Origin of the sequence: Poseidonocella sedimentorum, assembly GCF_900116005.1 — a bacterium.
Lineage (GTDB): Bacteria > Pseudomonadota > Alphaproteobacteria > Rhodobacterales > Rhodobacteraceae > Poseidonocella > Poseidonocella sedimentorum.
The window spans coordinates 61,176-79,208 of record NZ_FOYI01000001.1 but is presented as its reverse complement, the minus strand read 5'-3'; the positions used below and the strand labels follow the sequence as shown (position 1 = coordinate 79,208).

Genomic DNA, 18,033 nt, shown 5'->3' with positions numbered 1-18,033 from the left:
TGCCTACTCCGCCGCGACCGAGGCCGAGTTCCGCCCCGCCTGCTGCGCCTTGATCCGGTCCTCGATCTCCTCGCGGAAATTGCGGATAAGCCCCTGGATCGGCCAGGCCGCCGCGTCGCCGAGCGCGCAGATCGTGTGGCCCTCCACCTGTTTGGTGACGTCGAAGAGCATGTCGATCTCCTCGATCTGCGCCTCGCCGCGCACCAGCCGGTCCATGACCCGCATCATCCAGCCCGTGCCCTCGCGGCAGGGCGTGCATTGGCCGCAACTCTCGTGCTTGTAGAATTTCGAAAGCCGCCAGATCGCCTTGATGATATCCGTCTGCTTGTCCATCACGATCACCGCCGCCGTCCCGAGCCCGGAGCCGAGCTCGCCGCGCAGATAGTCGAAATCCATGAGCGCATCGCGCATGTTCTCGCCGCGCACGCAAGGCACAGACGAGCCGCCGGGGATCACCGCGAGCAGGTTGTCCCACCCGCCCCGGATCCCGCCGCAATGGCGCTCGATCAGTTCCTCGAACCCGATCGACATCGCCTCCTCTACCACGCAGGGGCGCTCCACATGGCCCGAGATCGCGAAGAGCTTTGTCCCAGTGTTGTTGGGCCGCCCGAACCCCGCGAACCATTCCGGCCCGCGCCGCAGGATCGTCGGCACGACCGCGATGCTCTCGACGTTGTTGACCGTGGTCGGGCAGCCATAAAGCCCCGCGCCCGCCGGAAAGGGCGGCTTCATCCGCGGCATACCCTTCTTGCCTTCGAGGCTTTCGATCAGCGCCGTCTCTTCGCCGCAGATATAGGCCCCCGCGCCGTGATGCAGGTAAAGGTCGAAATCCCAACCCGATTTCGCGGCATCGCGCCCCAGCAGCCCGGCATCATAAGCCTCGTCGATCGCCGCCTGCAGCGCCTCGCGCTCGCGGATGTATTCGCCCCGGATGTAAATATAGCAGGCATGCGCGCCCATCGCGAACGCGGCGATGAGACAGCCCTCGATCAAGGTGTGCGGATCATGGCGCATGATCTCCCGGTCTTTGCAGGTCCCGGGCTCGGATTCATCGGCGTTCACAACCAGATAGCTCGGCCGCCCGTCGCTCTCCTTGGGCATGAAGGACCACTTCAGCCCGGTGGGAAACCCCGCTCCGCCCCGGCCACGCAGCCCGGAGGCCTTCATCTGATCGACGATCCAGTCGCGCCCCTTGGCGAGAATGCCGGCCGTCCCGTCCCAGTGCCCGCGCGCGCGCGCACCGGCGAGGCTGCGGTCGCGCATGCCGTAGATGTTGGTGAAAATCCGGTCGTCGTCCGACAGCATCGCCGCCCCCTAGTCTGAAATATCCCGGCGTTTGCGCCAGATCTGGAAGGTCACCACCAGCGCCCAGAACAGCGCGGCGAGCACGGCGAGATCAATAAGCACGGCAAAACGCCCCGGCAGGCCAAGACGCGGGCCGAGCCACTGCGCGATGATCCAGAAAAGCATGCCCCCCGCGATCACCAGCGCGGCGATGCGCCCCTGGCGCGCCAGGGCGGCCTCCTGGGCGGCTGTGTCAGTCTGTCGGTCCATCCCGCTATGCCTCTTGCCTCACTGCCTCAGTTCTGCGCCTCGGCGAAGGCCCGTGCCTGCCCGACCCAATCGTCGCGGCTCACGCGCCCCTTGAAGCCTTCAAGGTTCTGATCGACCCAAGCCACCTCGTCCGGCGTCCAGGCCGCGACCTGATCGAAATGGTAAAACCCAAGGCTGTGCAACAGGGTTTCCAGCTTCGGCCCGACGCCCTTGATCCGCTTGAGATCATCCGCCCCGCCCTCGCGCGGCGCGCTCAGTGCGGCGGGCCGCTGGCCGATCTCCTCACTCCCGGCGGGCTCGGACTCGGCGGGCTCGGGCGCCGTGTCGCTCTCGCCGTCAACCGGGCGTCCCGGTTGTTCCTCGCGCCAATCGCCCACAGCGTCATCGCCCGCCTCTGCGGGAGCTCCCCCCTGCGGCCGGCCTTCGACCGTGGCGACCGTGGCGACCGTGGGTGCGCTCATCGTCGCCTCGTCCTCCATGTCCTGCACCGCGGAGACATCCTTGTGGGGCATGCCCCCGGCGCTCGGTTCCGTGGCTACGGGAAGGTCCGGATCAACCGGATCCGCCGCGCGCAAGGTGGCCACCGAGGAGCAGTATTTCGACGTCAGATAGAGCCCGAAGCCGATGCAGACCAGAAGGCCCACGAAAACGCCCAGCGTCCATGTGGAGCCGAACACCGCCGCCTGCAGGATCGCCCAGAGGATCCCGGCGAGCGCGGCCAGCACCCAGCATTTGAATTGACATTTCATGGCATCGTTGGACCCGAACATTTCTCACTCCCTCGGTCTGAGCACCGTGGCCGGCGCGTCTTGCGTCAGTCGACGTCCCCTCTCTTAGCACGGACCGAGAAGTCCGTCTCGCCTCCGGCCACGAGCACCCTGGCCTGCCCGACCCAGTCATCGCGGCTCACACGACTGCGAAAGCCAGTCAGGTTGGCGTCCATCCAGGCGACTTCCGCGGCGCCCCAGCTGGCGATCTGATCGAAGTGATAGACCCCGAGCTGATGGCAAAGCGCTTCCAGTTTCGGCCCGATGCCCTTGATAAGCTTGAGATCATCCGCGCGGCCCTCCCTGGGTCCGTCGCGCATCTGCGGCTTTGTGCCGCCCTCGCCGGGATCCACATCCGCATCCGGACGGGCGGCGCTGTCGGCCGTCGCTTCCTGTTCGGTCACCCCGGTCTCATCGGCTGCGCGATCCTCCCCCGGGCGGGGTTCGGGTTCATGCCAGCCGGGATCCTCTGCGGCGGCGGCGGGCTCTTGCGGCCTGCGCTGCCATGGAGTCGAGAGCGGTACTTCGCCCCCGTCGATCCGCTTGATCGTGTCGCCAAGATCCTCGGCGAGGCTTACGGAGGCGTTTGCCTGATGCGCCACGCCGCCGCCTTCATCGAGCGATGTCAATGCGTTGATCGGCTCGGACGCGAAGCGGCCGGTCTGCGAGCCGGGACGCGGCACCTCGCCACGTGCCAGAGCGTCGATGATCTCGCCGAAACTCTCGGCGCTCAGGTCTTCGAAGTAGTCCTTGCCGATTTGCGCCACCGGGGCGTTGGCACACGCGCCGAGACATTCGACCTCTTCCCAGGAGAACCGGCCGTCCTCAGAGAGCATATGCGGAGCGGGTGCGATTTTCTCTCGGCAAACGGAGATCAGATCCTCGGCGCCACAGATCATGCAGGAGGTTGTCCCGCAAATCTGAAAATGAGAAACAGAACCAACAGGTTGAAGCTGAAACATGAAGTAGAACGTCGCCACTTCCAGCACCCGGATATAGGCCATGCCCAGCATCTCGGCGACAGTTTCCATGGCCGCGCGCGTGAGCCAGCCTTCCTGTTCCTGCGCCCGCCATAACAGCGGGATCACGGCCGAGGCTTGCCGGCCTTCGGGGTACTTGGTGATCTGGGCTTCGGCCCAGGCCAGGTTGTCAGGGGTGAAAGCGAAGCTTTCGGGCTGATCGGGGTGCAAACGGCGCAGCATGAGTCAGCGTCCTGCGGTCTTGTGAGCGCTGTGCGCTGTTGCGGGCCGGGGCGCGAGGCGGGGCATTCGGGAGCCTCCGGCGGGAGTATTTGAAAAGAGAAGAAGGTGGGGGGCAGTTTGCCAGGCGGTGCGCTGTGTCATCGGTCGATTTCTCCGAAGACCACGTCCATTGTGCCGATGATGGCGGCGACATCGGCGAGTTGGTGGCCGCGGGCGATGTGGTCCATGGCTTGAAGATGGAGGAAGCCGGGCGCGCGGATCTTGGCGCGGTAGGGCTTGTTCGTGCCGTCGGCGACGAGGTAGACGCCGAATTCGCCCTTGGGGGCTTCGACCGCGCAGTAGACCTCGCCTTCGGGCACGTGGAACCCTTCGGTGTAGAGTTTGAAATGGTGGATGAGCGCTTCCATCGATTGCTTCATCTCGGCGCGTTTGGGGGGCGAAAGCTTGCCGCGGGCGAGGATGTCGCCCTGCCCTTCGGGCGCGCGGAGTTTGTCGATGGCCTGTTCGATGATCTTCACGCTTTCGCGCATTTCCGCCATGCGGCAGAGGTAGCGGTCGTAGCAGTCGCCGTTGGTGCCGACGGGGATCTGGAAGGTGAATTCGTCATAGCACTCGTAGGGCTGGGCGCGGCGCAGGTCCCAGGCGAGGCCGGAACCGCGGACCATTACACCGGAAAACCCCCAGTCGAGAATCTCCTCTTCGGAGACCACGCCGATATCGACGTTACGCTGTTTGAACACGCGATTTTCGGTGAGGAGGCCATCGATATCATCGAGCACCGCGGGGAAGGCCTTGGCCCAGCTTTCGATGTCGTGGAGCAGCGCTGGCGGCAGGTCCTGATGAACGCCGCCGGGACGAAAATAAGCCGCGTGGAGCCGCGCGCCGCAGGCCCGCTCGTAGAAGATCATGAGCTTCTCGCGCTCTTCGAACCCCCAGAGCGGCGGGGTCAGGGCGCCCACGTCCATGGCCTGGGTCGTTACGTTGAGCAGGTGGTTGAGCACGCGGCCGATTTCGGAGAAGAGCACCCGGATGAGCGAGGCGCGGCGGGGGACTTTTGTCCCGGTGAGCTTCTCGATCGCGAGGCACCAGGCGTGTTCCTGATTCATCGGGGCGACGTAGTCGAGCCGGTCGAAATAGGGCAGGTTCTGCAGGTAGGTGCGGCTCTCCATCAGCTTTTCCGTACCGCGGTGCAGCAGGCCGATATGGGGATCGCAGCGCTCTACAATCTCGCCGTCCAGCTCCAGAACAAGCCGCAAAACACCATGTGCTGCAGGGTGTTGCGGGCCGAAGTTGATGTTGAAGTTGCGGATCTTCTGCTCGCCGGTGAGCACGTCTTCGAAGCCTTTGGCGCCGTCCATCATGGGCGCGCCCTCCGCATCCGCGCTGTCCCCCGGGCGCTCATCTTTGCTCCATTTCCTGGAGTTTGATCGCCATCCACCAGATCAAGGCCAGGGTGCCCACCGGGATGATACAGGCCAACGCCCAGTATTTGTGAATCCCGAAATGGGGCAGGAGCCTGAACATCGGGATGATGGTCAGGGCGAGAACGATCAGCCACCATAAGCCAGACATCAGCTTGCCTCCTCTGTTTCATCATCGGTCTTTTCATCGCCGGGCAGGATGTAGTCCGCGCCCTCCCATGGCGACATGAAATCGAACTGACGGTATTCCTGCACCAGGCTCACCGGCTCGTAGACCACGCGTTTTTCGACCTCGTCATAGCGCACTTCTGTGTAGCCTGTCGTGGGGAAATCCTTGCGCAGTGGGTGGCCGCGGAAGCCATAATCGGTCAGCAGACGGCGCAGGTCCGGGTGGCCTGAGACGCGGATGCCGAACATGTCGAAGAGCTCGCGCTCGAACCAGTTGGCCGAGGGGTGAATCTCGGTGATCGAGGGCAGCATCTCATCCTCGCGCAGGGCCGCGCGCAGGCGGATGCGGTGGTTCTGGTACATCGAGAGCAGGTGGTAGACCACGTCGAAGCGCTGCGGGCGTTCGGGGTGATCCACGGCGGTGATATCGATCAGGGAGGAGAAGCGGCAGGTGCTGTCGGAGCGGAGGAAATCGATGAGATCGGGCAGCCGCGCGGGCGGCGCCGTGACGGTCAGCTCATCGTGGCTCACGCTGGTCGAGAGCACGCAATCGGGCCGGCGGTGCTCGATATGGACGCCGAGTTCGGTGAGCATTTGCATCGTCTCTCCCTCGCCTAGCGGACGATCGTGCCGGTGCGGCGGATCTTGCGTTGAAGCTGGAGGATGCCATAGAGCAGCGCCTCCGCCGTGGGCGGGCAGCCGGGGACATAGATATCCACGGGCACGATCCGGTCACAGCCGCGCACCACGGAATAGGAATAGTGGTAGTAGCCCCCGCCATTGGCGCAGGAGCCCATGGAGATGACGTAGCGCGGCTCGGGCATCTGGTCGTAGACCTTGCGCAGGGCGGGGGCCATCTTGTTGGTCAGCGTGCCGGCGACGATCATCAGGTCCGACTGTCGGGGGCTGGCGCGCGGGGCGGTGCCGAAGCGTTCCAGATCGTAGCGCGGCATGGAACTGTGCATCATCTCGACCGCGCAACAGGCGAGCCCGAAGGTCATCCAGTGCAGGCTCCCGGTGCGGGCCCAGTTGATGATGTCCTCGGTCGAGGTGACGAGAAAACCTTTGTCCTGCAGGTCACGATTGAGCGCCTGCGTTGTGACCTCCGCGTCCGGCCCGGCGGTGGTCTGGCCATAGGCCTGGGGCACGGAGGGCGCGGATTTCACCCGCGGTGTCTGGGCCCCCTCGCCCATCACCGGCGTGACCAGCGGGCCGCGATCCTCTACTGCCATTCCAGCGCCCCTTTCCGCCATTCATAAGCAAAGCCCACGGTCAGCACCGCGAGGAAAACCATCATTGACCAGAAGGCGATATCCGTCAGCCCGTGGAACGCCACGGCCCAGGGAAACAGGAAGGCGATTTCCAGATCGAAGATGATGAAGAGGATCGATACGAGGTAAAAGCGGACGTCGAATTTCATCCGCGCGTCGTCAAAGGCGTTGAAGCCACATTCATAGGCCGAGACCTTTTCGGGATCCGGATGGCGCACGGCGAGCACAACGGCCGCGAGGATCAGGATCAGCCCAAATCCGATCGCCACGGCCAGGAACACGAGGATCGGGAGATACTCCCGCAACATGTCGTCCACGTCTGGCTCCTTCTCCGCGCGAGCGCGCGGCTACACTTGACGGCTCTTTCAGGTGTAGTGCGCCGCGGCGGGGTGGTCAACTCCGGGGCGGGCATGCGGAAAACCGCTCCAATTCTGGATTATAGCAGTTCAATCAGATACTTGGGCGACTGGCGAGCTCCCGTTTTGCCGCCTCACGCTTTCGGCATAGCGCTTCGTCGCCCAGAATCTCCGCGTCCCGGAAACTGCGCAGCCGCCACCACGCGCCAATCGCACGGCTGCGCAAGCAGACGTGCTAGAAGGCGTGCGCGGGCCTGCCCGCGCTCCTTTTGACTAGACCAATCCGCGCGCCACCATGAAGCGCTTGAGCCGAACCAGTCCTTCGCGAATGTCCTGTGTCGCCCGCGCATAGGAAAAGCGCAGTGAGCCGCGCCCCCGGCCCGGGTCGAAATCGACGCCCGGGGTGACGGCAACGCCTGCCTCGTCGAGGATTTCAGCCGCGAAGGCCCGGCTGTCCTCGGTGAGCTCGGAGACGTCGGCGTAGATGTAGAAGGCCCCGTCCGGCGGCGCGACGCGGGTGAACCCGGCCTCGGGCAGCCCCTCCAGCAGCAGCCGCCGGTTTTCCGCATAGACCGCGAGGTTTGCCTGCAACTCCGCCTCGCAGTCCATCGCCGCCAGCGCGGCGACCTGGCTTGCGTGTGGCGCGCAGATGAACATGTTCTGGGCCAGCCGTTCCACCTGCCGCACATGCGCCTCCGGCACCACCATCCAGCCCACGCGCCAGCCCGTCATCGAGAAGTACTTCGAAAACGAGTTGATCACATACACCTCGTCCGAGAACTCCAGCGCCGTCACCGGCCGCGCCTCGTAGTCGATGCCGTGGTAGATCTCGTCGCTGATGAAGGCCGCGCCCGCTGCGTCTGCCGCGGCGATGAGCGCCCCGAGCGCGCCCGCGTCAAGCATCGTTCCCGTGGGGTTGCCCGGAGAGGCGACCAGCAGCCCGTCGAGCCCGGCCCCGGCGATATCCTCCGCCACCGGCTGGAACCGGTTCTCGGCCCGGGTCTCGAACTCCACCGGCGTGAGCGAGAGCGCCTTGAGGATCTGGCGGTAGGACGGGTACCCCGGCGCCCCGATGCCCACCCGATCGCCCGCGTCAAAGAGCGCGGTGAAGGCCAGCAGGAACCCGCCGGAACTGCCCGATGTGACCACGACGCGCCCCGGATCGAGGTCGACCCCGTACTGCTCGCCATAGTGCCGCGCGATCCGCGCCCTGAGCTCCGGCAGCCCGAGCGCCACCGTGTAGCCAAGCGCGCCTTCCTCCAGCGCCGCGGCAAGCGCCCGGCGCGCCCCTTCCGGCGCGGGCGTGCCCGGCTGGCCCACCTCCATGTGGATGATGTGCCGCCCCGCGGCCTCGGCGGCCCGCGCCGCCTCCATCACGTCCATCACAATGAAGGGATCGACCATCCCCCGACTTGAGTTCCGCATGCCTGCCTCAGTATGGTTTGCGCGATGTTGTCTCGAATGATGCCCGCCGGGTCAATGCCCGCTCTGCCCGCCCCTCGCGCCGCGCTCCTCGCGCTGGCGCTGCTGCTGTTGACGCTCACGGCCCTGCCCGCCCGCGCCGGGCTCATCCGCGATCCCGATATCGAGCACAGCCTCGCGCGCCTCGCGGCCCCGATCCTCACGGCAGCGGGGCTCAGCCCGGCCCGCGTGCGCATCCTCGTGATCAACGACAGCAAGCTCAATGCCTTCGTCGCAGACAGCGCGCATATCTTCATCCACTCGGGCCTCATCCTCAAGGCCGAGAGCGCGGACCAGCTTCAGGCCGTCATCGCCCATGAGGCGGCCCATATCGCAAATAGCCATATCGCGCGGCGCATGGCCAACGCCCGCAACGCGCGCAACGTGTCCCTTCTGGGGCTGATGCTCTCCGCCGCCGCCGCCGTGGCCGGCGAAGGGCAGCTCGCGGGCGGGCTCGCCGCCGGGACAGCGAGCAGCGCGCAGCGCGTCTTCTTCGCCCACACCCGCGCCGAGGAGGCCGCCGCCGACCAGTCCGGCGCGCGCTACCTCGCCGCCGCCGGAGTCGATCCTCACGCCGCCGTGGAGATCCTCGACATCTTCCGCGGGCAGGAGGCGCTCTCGGTCTCGCGTCAGGATCCCTACAACCGAACCCACCCGCTGACCAACGACCGCTACCGCGCGATGCAGGCCTATGCCGCCGGCTACAAGCCCAAGACCGGGGGCGATCCCACCGCAGCCTACTGGTTCGCCCGGGCGCAAGGGAAGCTCTCGGCCTTCATCCGCGCGCCGGACTGGACGCTGCGCCGCCTGGATGCCAGCGCCACGCCCGACATCAAGCTCATGCGCGAGGCCATCGCCTATCACCGAAAACCCGATGCAGCCCGCGCGACCAAGACCATCGCGGCCGCGGTCGCCCAGCGGCCCGATGACGCGTTCCTGCGCGAGCTGCAGGGGCAGATCCTGCTCGAAAGCCGCCGCCCCGCCGAGGCCGTTGCCGCCTATGCCCGCGCGGTCGATATGCGGCCGAGCGATCCGCTCATCCTCGGCGCCTATGGCCGCGCCCTGCTCGCGCTCGACAACGCCGATGGCAACGTCCGGGCGCTGCGCGTTCTGGAAAAGGCGCGCGCGCGGGATGCGGCCTCGCCCTCCATCCTGCGCGATCTCGGCCAGGCCTATGCCCGCGCCGGCCGGCCCGCCATGGCCTCGCTCGCCGTCGCCGAGCGCTATGCCCTTCTGGGCCGGTTCGACGATGCCGCCATTCACGCCCGCCGCGCAGCGGGGCAGTTGCCAAACGGCTCCCCGGCCCGTATCCGCGCAGATGACATCCTGCGCGCGGCGGGCAAATCATGACCCCGCTCGCGCCTGACCACCGCACGAACCCCGAGCCCACGACCTGCCGCTCAAAGACCGGCCACCCCAAGAGAGGACACGCCATGACCCGCCCGCTCGCCCTCCTCGCCCTGCTTGCCAGCAGCGCGCTCGCCGCGCCCGCCGGGGCCTTCGACATCGCCGCCATGTCCGAGGCCGAGCGCGGTGCCTTCCGCGCGGAAATCCGCGCCTACCTGCTCGACAACCCCGAAGTGCTGATGGAGGCGATCGGCGTGCTCGAAGAGCGTCAGGCCGCCGAAACGGCCCGCGCTGATGAGAGCCTTGTGGCAGACAACGCCGCCGCACTCTTCGAGACGCCGGGCCAGTGGGTCGGCGGCAACCCCGACGGCGATATCACCATGGTGGAATTCGTCGACTACCGCTGCGGCTACTGCCGGCGGGCCCATGACGACGTCAAGGAGCTGGTCTCGTCGGACGGCAACATCCGCTTCCTGCTGAAGGAATTCCCGATCCTCGGCGATGCTTCCACCGTCTCGTCGCGCTTCGCGCTGGCCACCCGGATGGTCGAGGGCGACGCGGCGTACGGCGCGGTGCAGGACGCGCTCATCGGGCTCAAACCCGCGCCGGGCGAGAAGGTCCTGCTCCAGCTCGCCAAATCGCTCGACCTGGATGGAAAGGCGATCTTGTCCGCGATGGAGAACCCGGAGATCGATCGGATCATCTCCGAAAACCGCGCGCTGGCGGGCGCGATGCAGATCAACGGAACGCCCACCTTCGTGATCGGCGACGAGCTGCTGCGCGGCTATGTCCCGCTTGATGCGATGCGCGGGATCGTCGCGGACCTGCGCGAGGACGGCTGAGGAACAACGGGTCGCGGCGGACAAAACCGCGCCGCGATCCGGCTTCGGTCAAGATGATGAAGAGTGATACAGCGGCGCCTCGGCGCCCGGAGCACTAGTCCGTCCCGGCCTCGGCCACGGTGGTGAATTGCTCCAGCGCCGGATCGGCGCTCAGATCGGCGACCTGGTAGCTCTCGCGCAGCGCCTCAACCGAGAGCGCCACGTTCTTGGCCACCGACGTGCCCGCCCCGGCCGGACCATAAACCTCGCCCGCGACCTTGAAGAAGAGCGATCCGGAATTGCCCGCGCGCAGCGTCGGCGCTTCTTCGGTCTGGGGCAGGATGAATTCCTCACCCGCGTCGAGGATCTTCTCGAAAATCACGCTGCCATCCACCGCGCGCACCCGGACCCAGACCGGGCGAACGGCCAGCAGGACAACATCGGGCGGCGTTTCGGCGAGAACCTGCGGCCCCGGCGATTGACCGGCGACCTGAGCGCCGATGCCATCGAGCATCGCGGCCAGTTCCAGCGTCTCGGCCTCAGCCGCTTCGGCGGCGCGTTCGGCCGCATCCGCCGCGATGGCCATGTCCGCGAAGGCCCCGTGTTCATTGGGGTTGAGCGTCGAGATTGGCGCGTCGCGCTTTACCAGAACGGGCACATCCAGCGCCTGCGGGCGGTAGAGCCGGTCGAGCGCATCGAGCGTCGGCGCCTCGGCCCGGGCCACGCCATCGGCGGCGCTCTGGGCAGAGGGGGCGCGGGCGGGCGTGAGCGGATCGAGATCGGAGACCACGACCGGCGCCTGATCGACCGGCGCGATGCGCACGCGCTGCACTTCTTTCAACACGGTCCAGCCGCCGAAACCCAGAAGGCCAATCACCGCCACCAGCGCCAGCGAGGAGCCGACCGCACCGGGGGCGATCCCTGACAGGAAGCGATCTTCCTGAGGGGTGAAGGGGGTGCTCGGGGCGGTAAAGACATCGCGCTGTGCGACTTGCCGGCGCGGGGCGCGCGTGCCGTCGGGCCCGGCGCGACGCGAGGAGGCCTCGGGCGCCATGCCATGGGCCACCGAGAAGCCGCTTTCTTCGCAGAATTGTTGAAACACCTTTTCCGCGTCCATGCCGAGATAGCGCGCATAGGAGCGGACGTAGCCGGCGATGAACCCGGGCGTGTCGAACGCGGATGGATCGGAGTTTTCGATGGCCGCGATATAGGCGGCCTTGATCTTGAGCTCTCTCTGGACGTCGAGCAGCGATTTTCCGAGCGTGGCGCGTTCGCCGCGCATCGAATCGCCCAGTCGCAAGTCGAAATCGTCAAACCCCTTGGGTGTCGACGGCTCCTCCAGAGGTGTCTCCGTGCCTCGGCGCAGGATCATGCGCACTGCCCTCTCGTTGGATGGCGTCCCCCGGGCTGTCTTTCCACGACTCGCCCGACCATCTTTATTACGGCAGTGTTAGCATATCGCCCGACTATTAACAGTCGCTCAATGAATTACGCCGAAAGTTCGGCACGATTCAGCGCACAATGCGACCAAAGCGCGTCCATCGCGCGCACAAGCCGGTCCATCTCGCCCGGACCGTGCACCGGCGAGGGCGTGAACCGCAGCCGCTCGGTCCCGCGGGGAACCGTGGGGAAGTTGATCGGCTGGGCGTAGATCCCGTGGTCTTCGAGCAGCATGTCCGAGAGCATCTTGGTGTGCACCGGGTTGCCGACGATCACCGGGACGATGTGGCTGCCATGATCGATGATCGGCAGGCCCATGCCCTTCAGGCGCATCTTGAGCACGCGCGCGCGCTCCTGATGCAGATCGCGCAGGGTCTGATCGGCCTTGAGATGGGCCACCGACGCCGCCGCGCCCGCCGCAACGGCAGGGGGCAGCGAGGTGGTGAAGATGAAGCCCGGCGCATAGGAGCGAATCGCGTCGCAGATCCGCTCGGACGCCGCGATGTAGCCGCCCATGACGCCATAGGCCTTGGCCAGCGTGCCGTTGATGATGTCGATACGCCCCATCAACCCGTCGCGCTCGGCCACGCCGCCGCCGCGCGGGCCGTACATGCCCACCGCGTGGACCTCGTCGATGTAGCTCATCGCGTTGAACTCATCCGCCAGATCGAGGATCGCCGCGATCGGCGCGAAATCCCCGTCCATCGAATAGATCGATTCGAAGGCGATGAGCTTGGGCGCGTCCGGGTCGTCGGCTTCCAGAAGCGCGCGCAGGTGATCGAGATCGTTGTGCCGGAAGATCCTCTTTTCCCCGCCGTTGCGGCGGATGCCCTCGATCATCGATGCATGGTTGAGCGCGTCGGAATAGATGATCAGCCCGGGCAGGAGTCTGGCGAGCGTCGAGAGCGTCGCGTCATTGGCGATATAGGCGGAGGTGAACAGCAGCGCCGCCTCCTTGCCGTGCAGATCGGCAAGCTCGGCCTCGAGCCGCTTGTGATAGACCGTGGTGCCGGAGATGTTGCGCGTCCCGCCAGAGCCCGCGCCGGTGGCGTCAAGCGCCTCGTGCATGGCCTTCAGGACAACCGGGTGCTGCCCCATCCCGAGGTAATCGTTGCCGCACCAGACTGCGATCTCGCGCTCTTCCCCATCGGGGCGGACCCAAGTCGCGTGGGGGAACTGGCCCTTGCGCCGCTCGATGTCGAAAAACGTGCGGTAGCGACCTTCGTCGTGCAACTTGGCGAGAGCGTCATCGAACGCGCGGCTGTAGTCCAACGGTATCTTCCTTCCTCTGGCGAGATCCGGCCATAGCCCCGGATCCCCGCCGCCTCCGGCAAGGCCGGCTTGGTCCGGCTCTTTTTTCAGCGTTTTGAATGATTGTAAAGTAAAACGCGCCCCGCCGGACGGCTACAGAATGTCGCGCAGGCGCGCGGCCTCGGCGCGCCTTTATGTCTGCTTTGAGCGCTGGACAACTGCTGGACAGTGGCCCTGCGCCTGATAGGCTTGGCCCCGAAAATGCCCTCAAATGCCCCCAAAAGAACGGAGACGATGATGCTGGATGCGGTTTTGGCCCGGATCGACGACACCCTGCCCGAAAGCCTTGAGCGGTTGATGGCGCTTTTGCGGATCCCTTCGATCTCGACCGATCCGGCCTATGCCGAGGCCTGCCAGAGCGCGGCGGACTGGCTCGTGGCCGACCTTGCCTCATTCGGGATCGCGGCGGAAAAGCGCGCGACGCCGGGCCATCCGATGGTCGTGGGCCATGTGTCGGGCGAGGGCCCGCACCTGCTGTTTTATGGCCACTATGATGTGCAGCCGGTCGATCCGCTGGAGTTGTGGGATCGCGATCCCTTCGATCCGGCGCTGGAGGAGACGCCAGCGGGCAAGGTGATCCGCGGGCGCGGCGCCTCCGATGACAAGGGCCAGCTCATGACCTTCGTCGAAGCGTGCCGCGCCTGGGCGGCGAAGCATGGGTCCCTGCCCTGCCGGATCACCTTCCTGTTCGAGGGCGAAGAGGAATCCGGCTCGCCGTCGCTGGTGCCCTTCCTTGAGGAAAACGCCGAGGAGCTTCGGGCCGATCTCGCGCTGATCTGCGACACCGGGCTCTTCGAGAGCCGCGCGCCCGCGATCATCACCATGCTGCGCGGGCTTCTGGGCGAGGAGATCGTCATCCGCGGCCCCGACAAGGACCTGCACTCGGGCATGTATGGCGGCCCGTCGATCAACCCGATCCGCGTGCTCACCCGCGCGCTCGCCGGCCTGCACGACGATGAGGGCCGTGTGACCGTGCCCGGGTTTTACGACGGGGTTCCCGAATTGTCGCCCGAGCTTGCGGCCCAGTGGGACGCGCTGAATTTCGATGCGGCGGGTTTCCTCGGCGGCGTGGGGCTTTCGGAGCCCGCGGGCGAGGCCGGGCGCAGCGCGCTGGAGATGATCTGGTCGCGCCCCACCTGCGAGATCAACGGCATCGTCGGCGGCTACACCGGCGAAGGGTTCAAGACCGTCCTGCCCGCCGAGGCGCGCGCCAAGGTCTCGTTCCGTTTGGTGGGCACACAGGATCCGGCCGCAATCCGCGAGGCCTTCCGCGCCCAGATCCGCGCCGCCCTGCCGGCCGATTGCACCGTGGAGTTCCACGATCACGGCGCCTCGCAGGCCTCGCACATGGCGACCGATCACCCGGCGTTCGAGGCCGCGCGCGGCGCTCTGGCCGAAGAGTGGCAGACCCCGGCGGCCTTCGCCGGCTGCGGCGGGTCGATCCCGATCGCGGGGCATTTCAAAAAGCTGTTGGGCATGGATTCGATGCTGATCGGGTTCGGCAAGGATGACGACCAGATCCACTCGCCCAACGAGAAATACGATCTGGAGAGCTTCCACAAGGGCATCCGCAGCTGGGCCCGCATCCTCGACGCCGTCTCGAAGTAACCCGCCGAGGCAAGCGCCGGGGCCCAAGCGGCCCCGGTCCGCAGGTCACACGATTGGCAATGCCCCGGCGATCAGCCCCAGCAGGATCGCCCCCGCGAGCCCGAGCCCGAGGTAGGCCGCAAAGACCGGCGGGCGCACCAGCGACCAGATCGCCGTCATCGCCGGGATGCAGCTCACCGCGCCCGCGATCATGAAGGCCATCGCCGCGCCCGCGCTCATCCCCTGTTCGACAAACCCCGCCACCAGCGGCGGCGCGACGTAGGAGTTGAGATAGGCGGGCATGCCCACCAGCGCGGCCATGATCACCGGCACGATGCCATCGCCGCCAACCAGCCCGCCGATCGTATCGGACGGCACATAGGTGATCAGCAGCGCCTGAAGAACATAGGCGAAGGCCAACCATTTGAGCAGGAAGAGCCCGTTGGTGATCGCCTCGTGGCGGAAGGTTTCGCGCCGGGCGGGTTCGGTCCAGAAGCGCCACTGTGCGCGCGCGGTGGCCGGGTCCTCCGGCCCGCAGCTGCTGGCCCCGCAACAGCTCGCTTTCGGTACGCTTGCGCGCAGCGCATCCGGGAAGGCGCCGCTCCGGACAAGCCCCCGCATCGCAAACCCGCCACCCAGCCCGAGCAGCACCGCCGCCGCCGCCTTGGCCAGCGCGAAGGGCCAGCCGAGGGCGGCGGCCGTGATGAGCAAGGTCGGCGGATCGATGAGCGGCGAAGAGAGCCAGAAGGCCATGACCGCCGACAGCGGCGCGCCGAGGGCGAGGAGCCCGGCGATGAAGGGGATGACTTCGCAGGAACAAAACGGCGCCAGGCCGCCGAGCAGCGCGGCAAAAACGATCATCCGCGTCTCGCGCCCTTTGAATGCCGCGGCAACCATGACCTCCGCGCCGCTGGCCCGCAGATACGCCAGAAGGAGCACCGCACCCACGATATAAGGCAAGGTTCCCCAGAGCGCCTCCAGCGCGGCGCCGGTCACCTCGCCCAACCGCCCGGCATCCAGCAGCGCCACGAGGGCCAGCGCGATGAGGATCAGCGCCCAGGGCGAGAGCAGCGCGGCGCGTAACGCGCCGAAGCGGGGGGCGGGGATCGTTGCATCAGACATGGGTATGCTCCCGCGCCGGGGCCCCGCACTCCACATCGGCGCAACAGTTGTGAAGGATGTAGCCGGCCAACGCCTCGAGCCGCCCGTAATCGGCGCGGCTGACCACCGCTCTGCCCTGTTTCTCCTGAACGATCAGCCCCGCGCCTGCGAGCACCTTGAGATGATGCGCAAGCGTGGAGGGCGCGATACCGGAGCGCGCGCCAAGCGCCCCGACGCTCAGCCCTTCGGGCCCGGCCCGAACGAGCAGCCGCAGCACATCGAGCCGCGCCTCCGAGCCCATGGCCGCGAACCCGGCCGGAAAATCCACCTCTGCCATGCGATCCCCTTCTTGCGAAATGCTGCGCGGTCAATGATTCTATGTAACTAGTTATATGGTTTTATAAGCCGCAACGCAACCCCCGCGTCATGCCGGGCGCTGCGCCAGGGCCGGGCCCGCGCGGAGGTCACTCCGCGCGCGACTGTATAGACTTGCGCCGCAGGCGCGCCGCGTGATTACCGCCCGCGGAAGAGCGAGCCGAGGATGCCGCGCACGATCCGCTTCCCGGTCGTGCCCTTGAGCTCCTTCAGCACCACCTGCCCGATCGCGGCGCCAAAGCTTTCGGTCGCCGATTTCCCCCGCGAGCTGGAGCGCGACACCTTGGTGCCGGTATACCGCCGCCCGGCGCTGTATTCGCGCATCGCAGCCCCCAGCTCCTCTTCCTGCTCCTCGGCCTTGGCCGCCTCCGCCGCGGCCTCTTCGGCGCGCGCGGCGAGGATCTCATAGGCCGAATGGCTGTCGAGCGCCGTCTCGTATTTCCCCGCGACCGGCGAGGCCGCGATGAGCGCCGCGCGTTCGGCCTTGATCAGAGGTCCGAGCTTCGATGAGGGCGGTCGGATCAGCGTCCGTTCCACCACCCCGGGCACGCCCTTCTTCTGAAGCATCGAGGTCACGGCCTCGCCCACGCCCACCTCGCGGATGGCCTGCTCGGTCTCGAAGCGCGGGTTGTCGCGGTAGGTCTCGGCCGCCATCTTCAGCTCCTTGCGGTCCTTTGCCGTGAAGGCGCGCAGCGCGTGCTGGACCCGGTTTCCGAGCTGGCCGAGGATGTCCTCGGGCACGTCCGCCGGGTTCTGGGTGATGAAATAGACGCCGACGCCCTTGGAGCGGATGAGCCGCGCGACCTGCTCGACCTTGTCGACCAGCGCCTTGGGCGCGTCCTCGAAGAGCAGATGCGCCTCGTCAAAGAAGAAGACGAGCTTGGGCTTGTCCGGATCGCCCACCTCGGGCAGCTCCTCGAACAGCTCCGACAGCAGCCAGAGCAGGAACGTCGCATAGAGCCGCGGCGCGCCCATGAGCTTGTCGGCGGCCAGGATGTTGATCCGCCCCCGTCCTTGCGCGTCCGTGGTCATGATGTCGGCAAGTTGCAGCGCCGGCTCGCCGAAGAAGGCCGCCCCGCCCTGGTTTTCGATCACCAGCAGCCGCCGCTGGATCGCGCCGATCGACTGGGTGGAGACGTTGCCATAGCGCAGCGAGAGCTCCGCCCGGTTCTCCCCCACCCAGACCAGCAGCGATTGCAGGTCCTGCAGGTTCAGCAGCGGCAGCCCCTGTTCGTCGGCCAGCCGGAAGGCAATGTTCAGGATCCCCTCCTGCGCCTCACTGAGCTCCAGCAGCCGCGCGAGAAGGAGCGGCCCCATCTCGGCCACAGTCGTCCGCACCGGGTGGCCCTGTTCGCCGAAGAGATCCCAGAAGATGACGGGGAAGGCCTCGTAGCTGAGGTCGAGCCCGATGGTCTGCGCGCGCTCCATGAAGGCGTCGTGAAGCTTGAACCCCGCGCTGCCCGCGGCCCCGAGGCCCGAGAGGTCCCCCTTTACATCCGACAGAAAGACTGGAACGCCGGCGGCCGAAAACCCTTCGGCGAGGATCTGGAGCGTGACGGTCTTGCCGGTCCCGGTCGCGCCCGCGACAAGCCCGTGGCGGTTGCCGTATTTCAGCGTCAGATGCTGCGGCGTGCCATAGCCCTCGCCGCCGCCCCCGATGAACACCCCGTCACTCATGTATCGCACTCCGTCCCTGTGATTTCGGCGAAGAATACATTTTTAACGAATGCTCGCTAGTCTCAACCTGCGCCTGTTGCACATGTCCTCCCGCAACAGGCGGACTTCTCCCTGTCAGACTGGCCGTACCTTCGGGTACGGCTTTTTTCATCTCCGCGAGGCGCGCCGCCCGTG

General features: G+C 66.7%; 18 protein-coding genes. 3 read left to right on the top strand and 15 right to left on the bottom strand.

All coding sequences use genetic code 11. From position 1 onward, the window contains the following. Positions 1–3 precede the first annotated feature (3 nt). The 10 genes from nuoF to BM353_RS00385 form a co-directional block, all read right to left on the bottom strand. The gene (gene nuoF, locus BM353_RS00425; protein WP_092075503.1) at positions 4–1,305 is read right to left on the bottom strand and encodes an NADH-quinone oxidoreductase subunit NuoF; all 1,302 of its coding nucleotides are present in this window, start codon (positions 1,303–1,305) and stop codon (positions 4–6) included. Between the two features lie 9 nt (positions 1,306–1,314). Then, positions 1,315–1,554, bottom strand: coding sequence for a DUF5337 domain-containing protein (locus tag BM353_RS00420; RefSeq protein ID WP_092075501.1), 240 nt, complete (start codon positions 1,552–1,554; stop codon positions 1,315–1,317). 26 nt (positions 1,555–1,580) lie between these two features. Continuing rightward, complete coding sequence (locus BM353_RS17210) at positions 1,581–2,324, bottom strand: endonuclease (RefSeq protein ID WP_425439374.1); 744 nt, start codon at positions 2,322–2,324, stop codon at positions 1,581–1,583. Between the two features lie 44 nt (positions 2,325–2,368). Continuing rightward, positions 2,369–3,523, bottom strand: coding sequence for an NADH-quinone oxidoreductase subunit E (locus BM353_RS00410; protein WP_092075499.1), 1,155 nt, complete (start codon positions 3,521–3,523; stop codon positions 2,369–2,371). Between the two features lie 137 nt (positions 3,524–3,660). Further along, entirely contained in the window at positions 3,661–4,881 is a 1,221-nt protein-coding gene (locus BM353_RS00405; protein ID WP_092076424.1) for an NADH-quinone oxidoreductase subunit D, read from the bottom strand. Between the two features lie 40 nt (positions 4,882–4,921). After that, positions 4,922–5,095 (bottom strand): hypothetical protein, encoded by a 174-nt coding sequence (locus tag BM353_RS16810; RefSeq protein WP_177220408.1) that lies wholly within the window; start codon positions 5,093–5,095, stop codon positions 4,922–4,924. Continuing rightward, a complete protein-coding gene (locus tag BM353_RS00400) occupies positions 5,095–5,712 on the bottom strand; it encodes an NADH-quinone oxidoreductase subunit C (protein ID WP_092075497.1) in 618 nt (205 codons plus the stop codon). The genes BM353_RS16810 and BM353_RS00400 overlap by 1 nt, the downstream gene beginning before the upstream one ends. A gap of 14 nt (positions 5,713–5,726) precedes the next feature. Continuing rightward, complete coding sequence (locus tag BM353_RS00395) at positions 5,727–6,305, bottom strand: NuoB/complex I 20 kDa subunit family protein (protein WP_425439380.1); 579 nt, start codon at positions 6,303–6,305, stop codon at positions 5,727–5,729. A gap of 29 nt (positions 6,306–6,334) precedes the next feature. Continuing rightward, positions 6,335–6,700 (bottom strand): NADH-quinone oxidoreductase subunit A, encoded by a 366-nt coding sequence (locus BM353_RS00390; protein ID WP_092075495.1) that lies wholly within the window; start codon positions 6,698–6,700, stop codon positions 6,335–6,337. A gap of 312 nt (positions 6,701–7,012) precedes the next feature. Then, complete coding sequence (locus BM353_RS00385; RefSeq protein WP_092075493.1) at positions 7,013–8,164, bottom strand: pyridoxal phosphate-dependent aminotransferase; 1,152 nt, start codon at positions 8,162–8,164, stop codon at positions 7,013–7,015. A gap of 54 nt (positions 8,165–8,218) precedes the next feature. On the opposite strand from BM353_RS00385, the gene BM353_RS00380 reads away from it, so the two are divergent. Both BM353_RS00380 and BM353_RS00375 read left to right on the top strand, forming a co-directional pair. Continuing rightward, positions 8,219–9,550: a M48 family metalloprotease gene (locus tag BM353_RS00380; protein ID WP_092075491.1), complete on the top strand. Its 1,332-nt coding sequence runs from the start codon at positions 8,219–8,221 to the stop codon at positions 9,548–9,550. 83 nt (positions 9,551–9,633) lie between these two features. Beyond that, positions 9,634–10,389 (top strand): DsbA family protein, encoded by a 756-nt coding sequence (locus tag BM353_RS00375; RefSeq protein WP_092076420.1) that lies wholly within the window; start codon positions 9,634–9,636, stop codon positions 10,387–10,389. 94 nt (positions 10,390–10,483) lie between these two features. Here the strand turns inward: BM353_RS00375 and BM353_RS00370 are convergent, their stop codons facing one another. Together BM353_RS00370 and hemA are read right to left on the bottom strand one after the other, a co-directional pair. Then, complete coding sequence (locus BM353_RS00370; protein ID WP_092075489.1) at positions 10,484–11,740, bottom strand: helix-turn-helix domain-containing protein; 1,257 nt, start codon at positions 11,738–11,740, stop codon at positions 10,484–10,486. Between the two features lie 116 nt (positions 11,741–11,856). Beyond that, positions 11,857–13,080 carry a 5-aminolevulinate synthase gene (gene hemA / locus BM353_RS00365; protein ID WP_092075487.1) on the bottom strand — a complete coding sequence of 408 codons (1,224 nt, stop codon included), beginning with the start codon at positions 13,078–13,080 and terminating at the stop codon, positions 11,857–11,859. 273 nt (positions 13,081–13,353) lie between these two features. On the opposite strand from hemA, the gene BM353_RS00360 reads away from it, so the two are divergent. Beyond that, the gene (locus BM353_RS00360) at positions 13,354–14,727 is read left to right on the top strand and encodes a M20/M25/M40 family metallo-hydrolase (RefSeq protein ID WP_092075485.1); all 1,374 of its coding nucleotides are present in this window, start codon (positions 13,354–13,356) and stop codon (positions 14,725–14,727) included. 45 nt (positions 14,728–14,772) lie between these two features. On the opposite strand, the gene BM353_RS00355 is transcribed toward BM353_RS00360, so the two are convergent. The 3 genes from BM353_RS00355 to BM353_RS00345 form a co-directional block, all read right to left on the bottom strand. After that, positions 14,773–15,828, bottom strand: coding sequence for a permease (locus tag BM353_RS00355; protein ID WP_092075483.1), 1,056 nt, complete (start codon positions 15,826–15,828; stop codon positions 14,773–14,775). Further along, positions 15,821–16,144: an ArsR/SmtB family transcription factor gene (locus BM353_RS00350; protein WP_092075481.1), complete on the bottom strand. Its 324-nt coding sequence runs from the start codon at positions 16,142–16,144 to the stop codon at positions 15,821–15,823. The genes BM353_RS00355 and BM353_RS00350 overlap by 8 nt, the downstream gene beginning before the upstream one ends. A 176-nt stretch (positions 16,145–16,320) precedes the next feature. Further along, entirely contained in the window at positions 16,321–17,859 is a 1,539-nt protein-coding gene (locus BM353_RS00345; RefSeq protein WP_092075479.1) for a helicase HerA-like domain-containing protein, read from the bottom strand. Between the last annotated feature and the right edge of the window lie 174 nt (positions 17,860–18,033).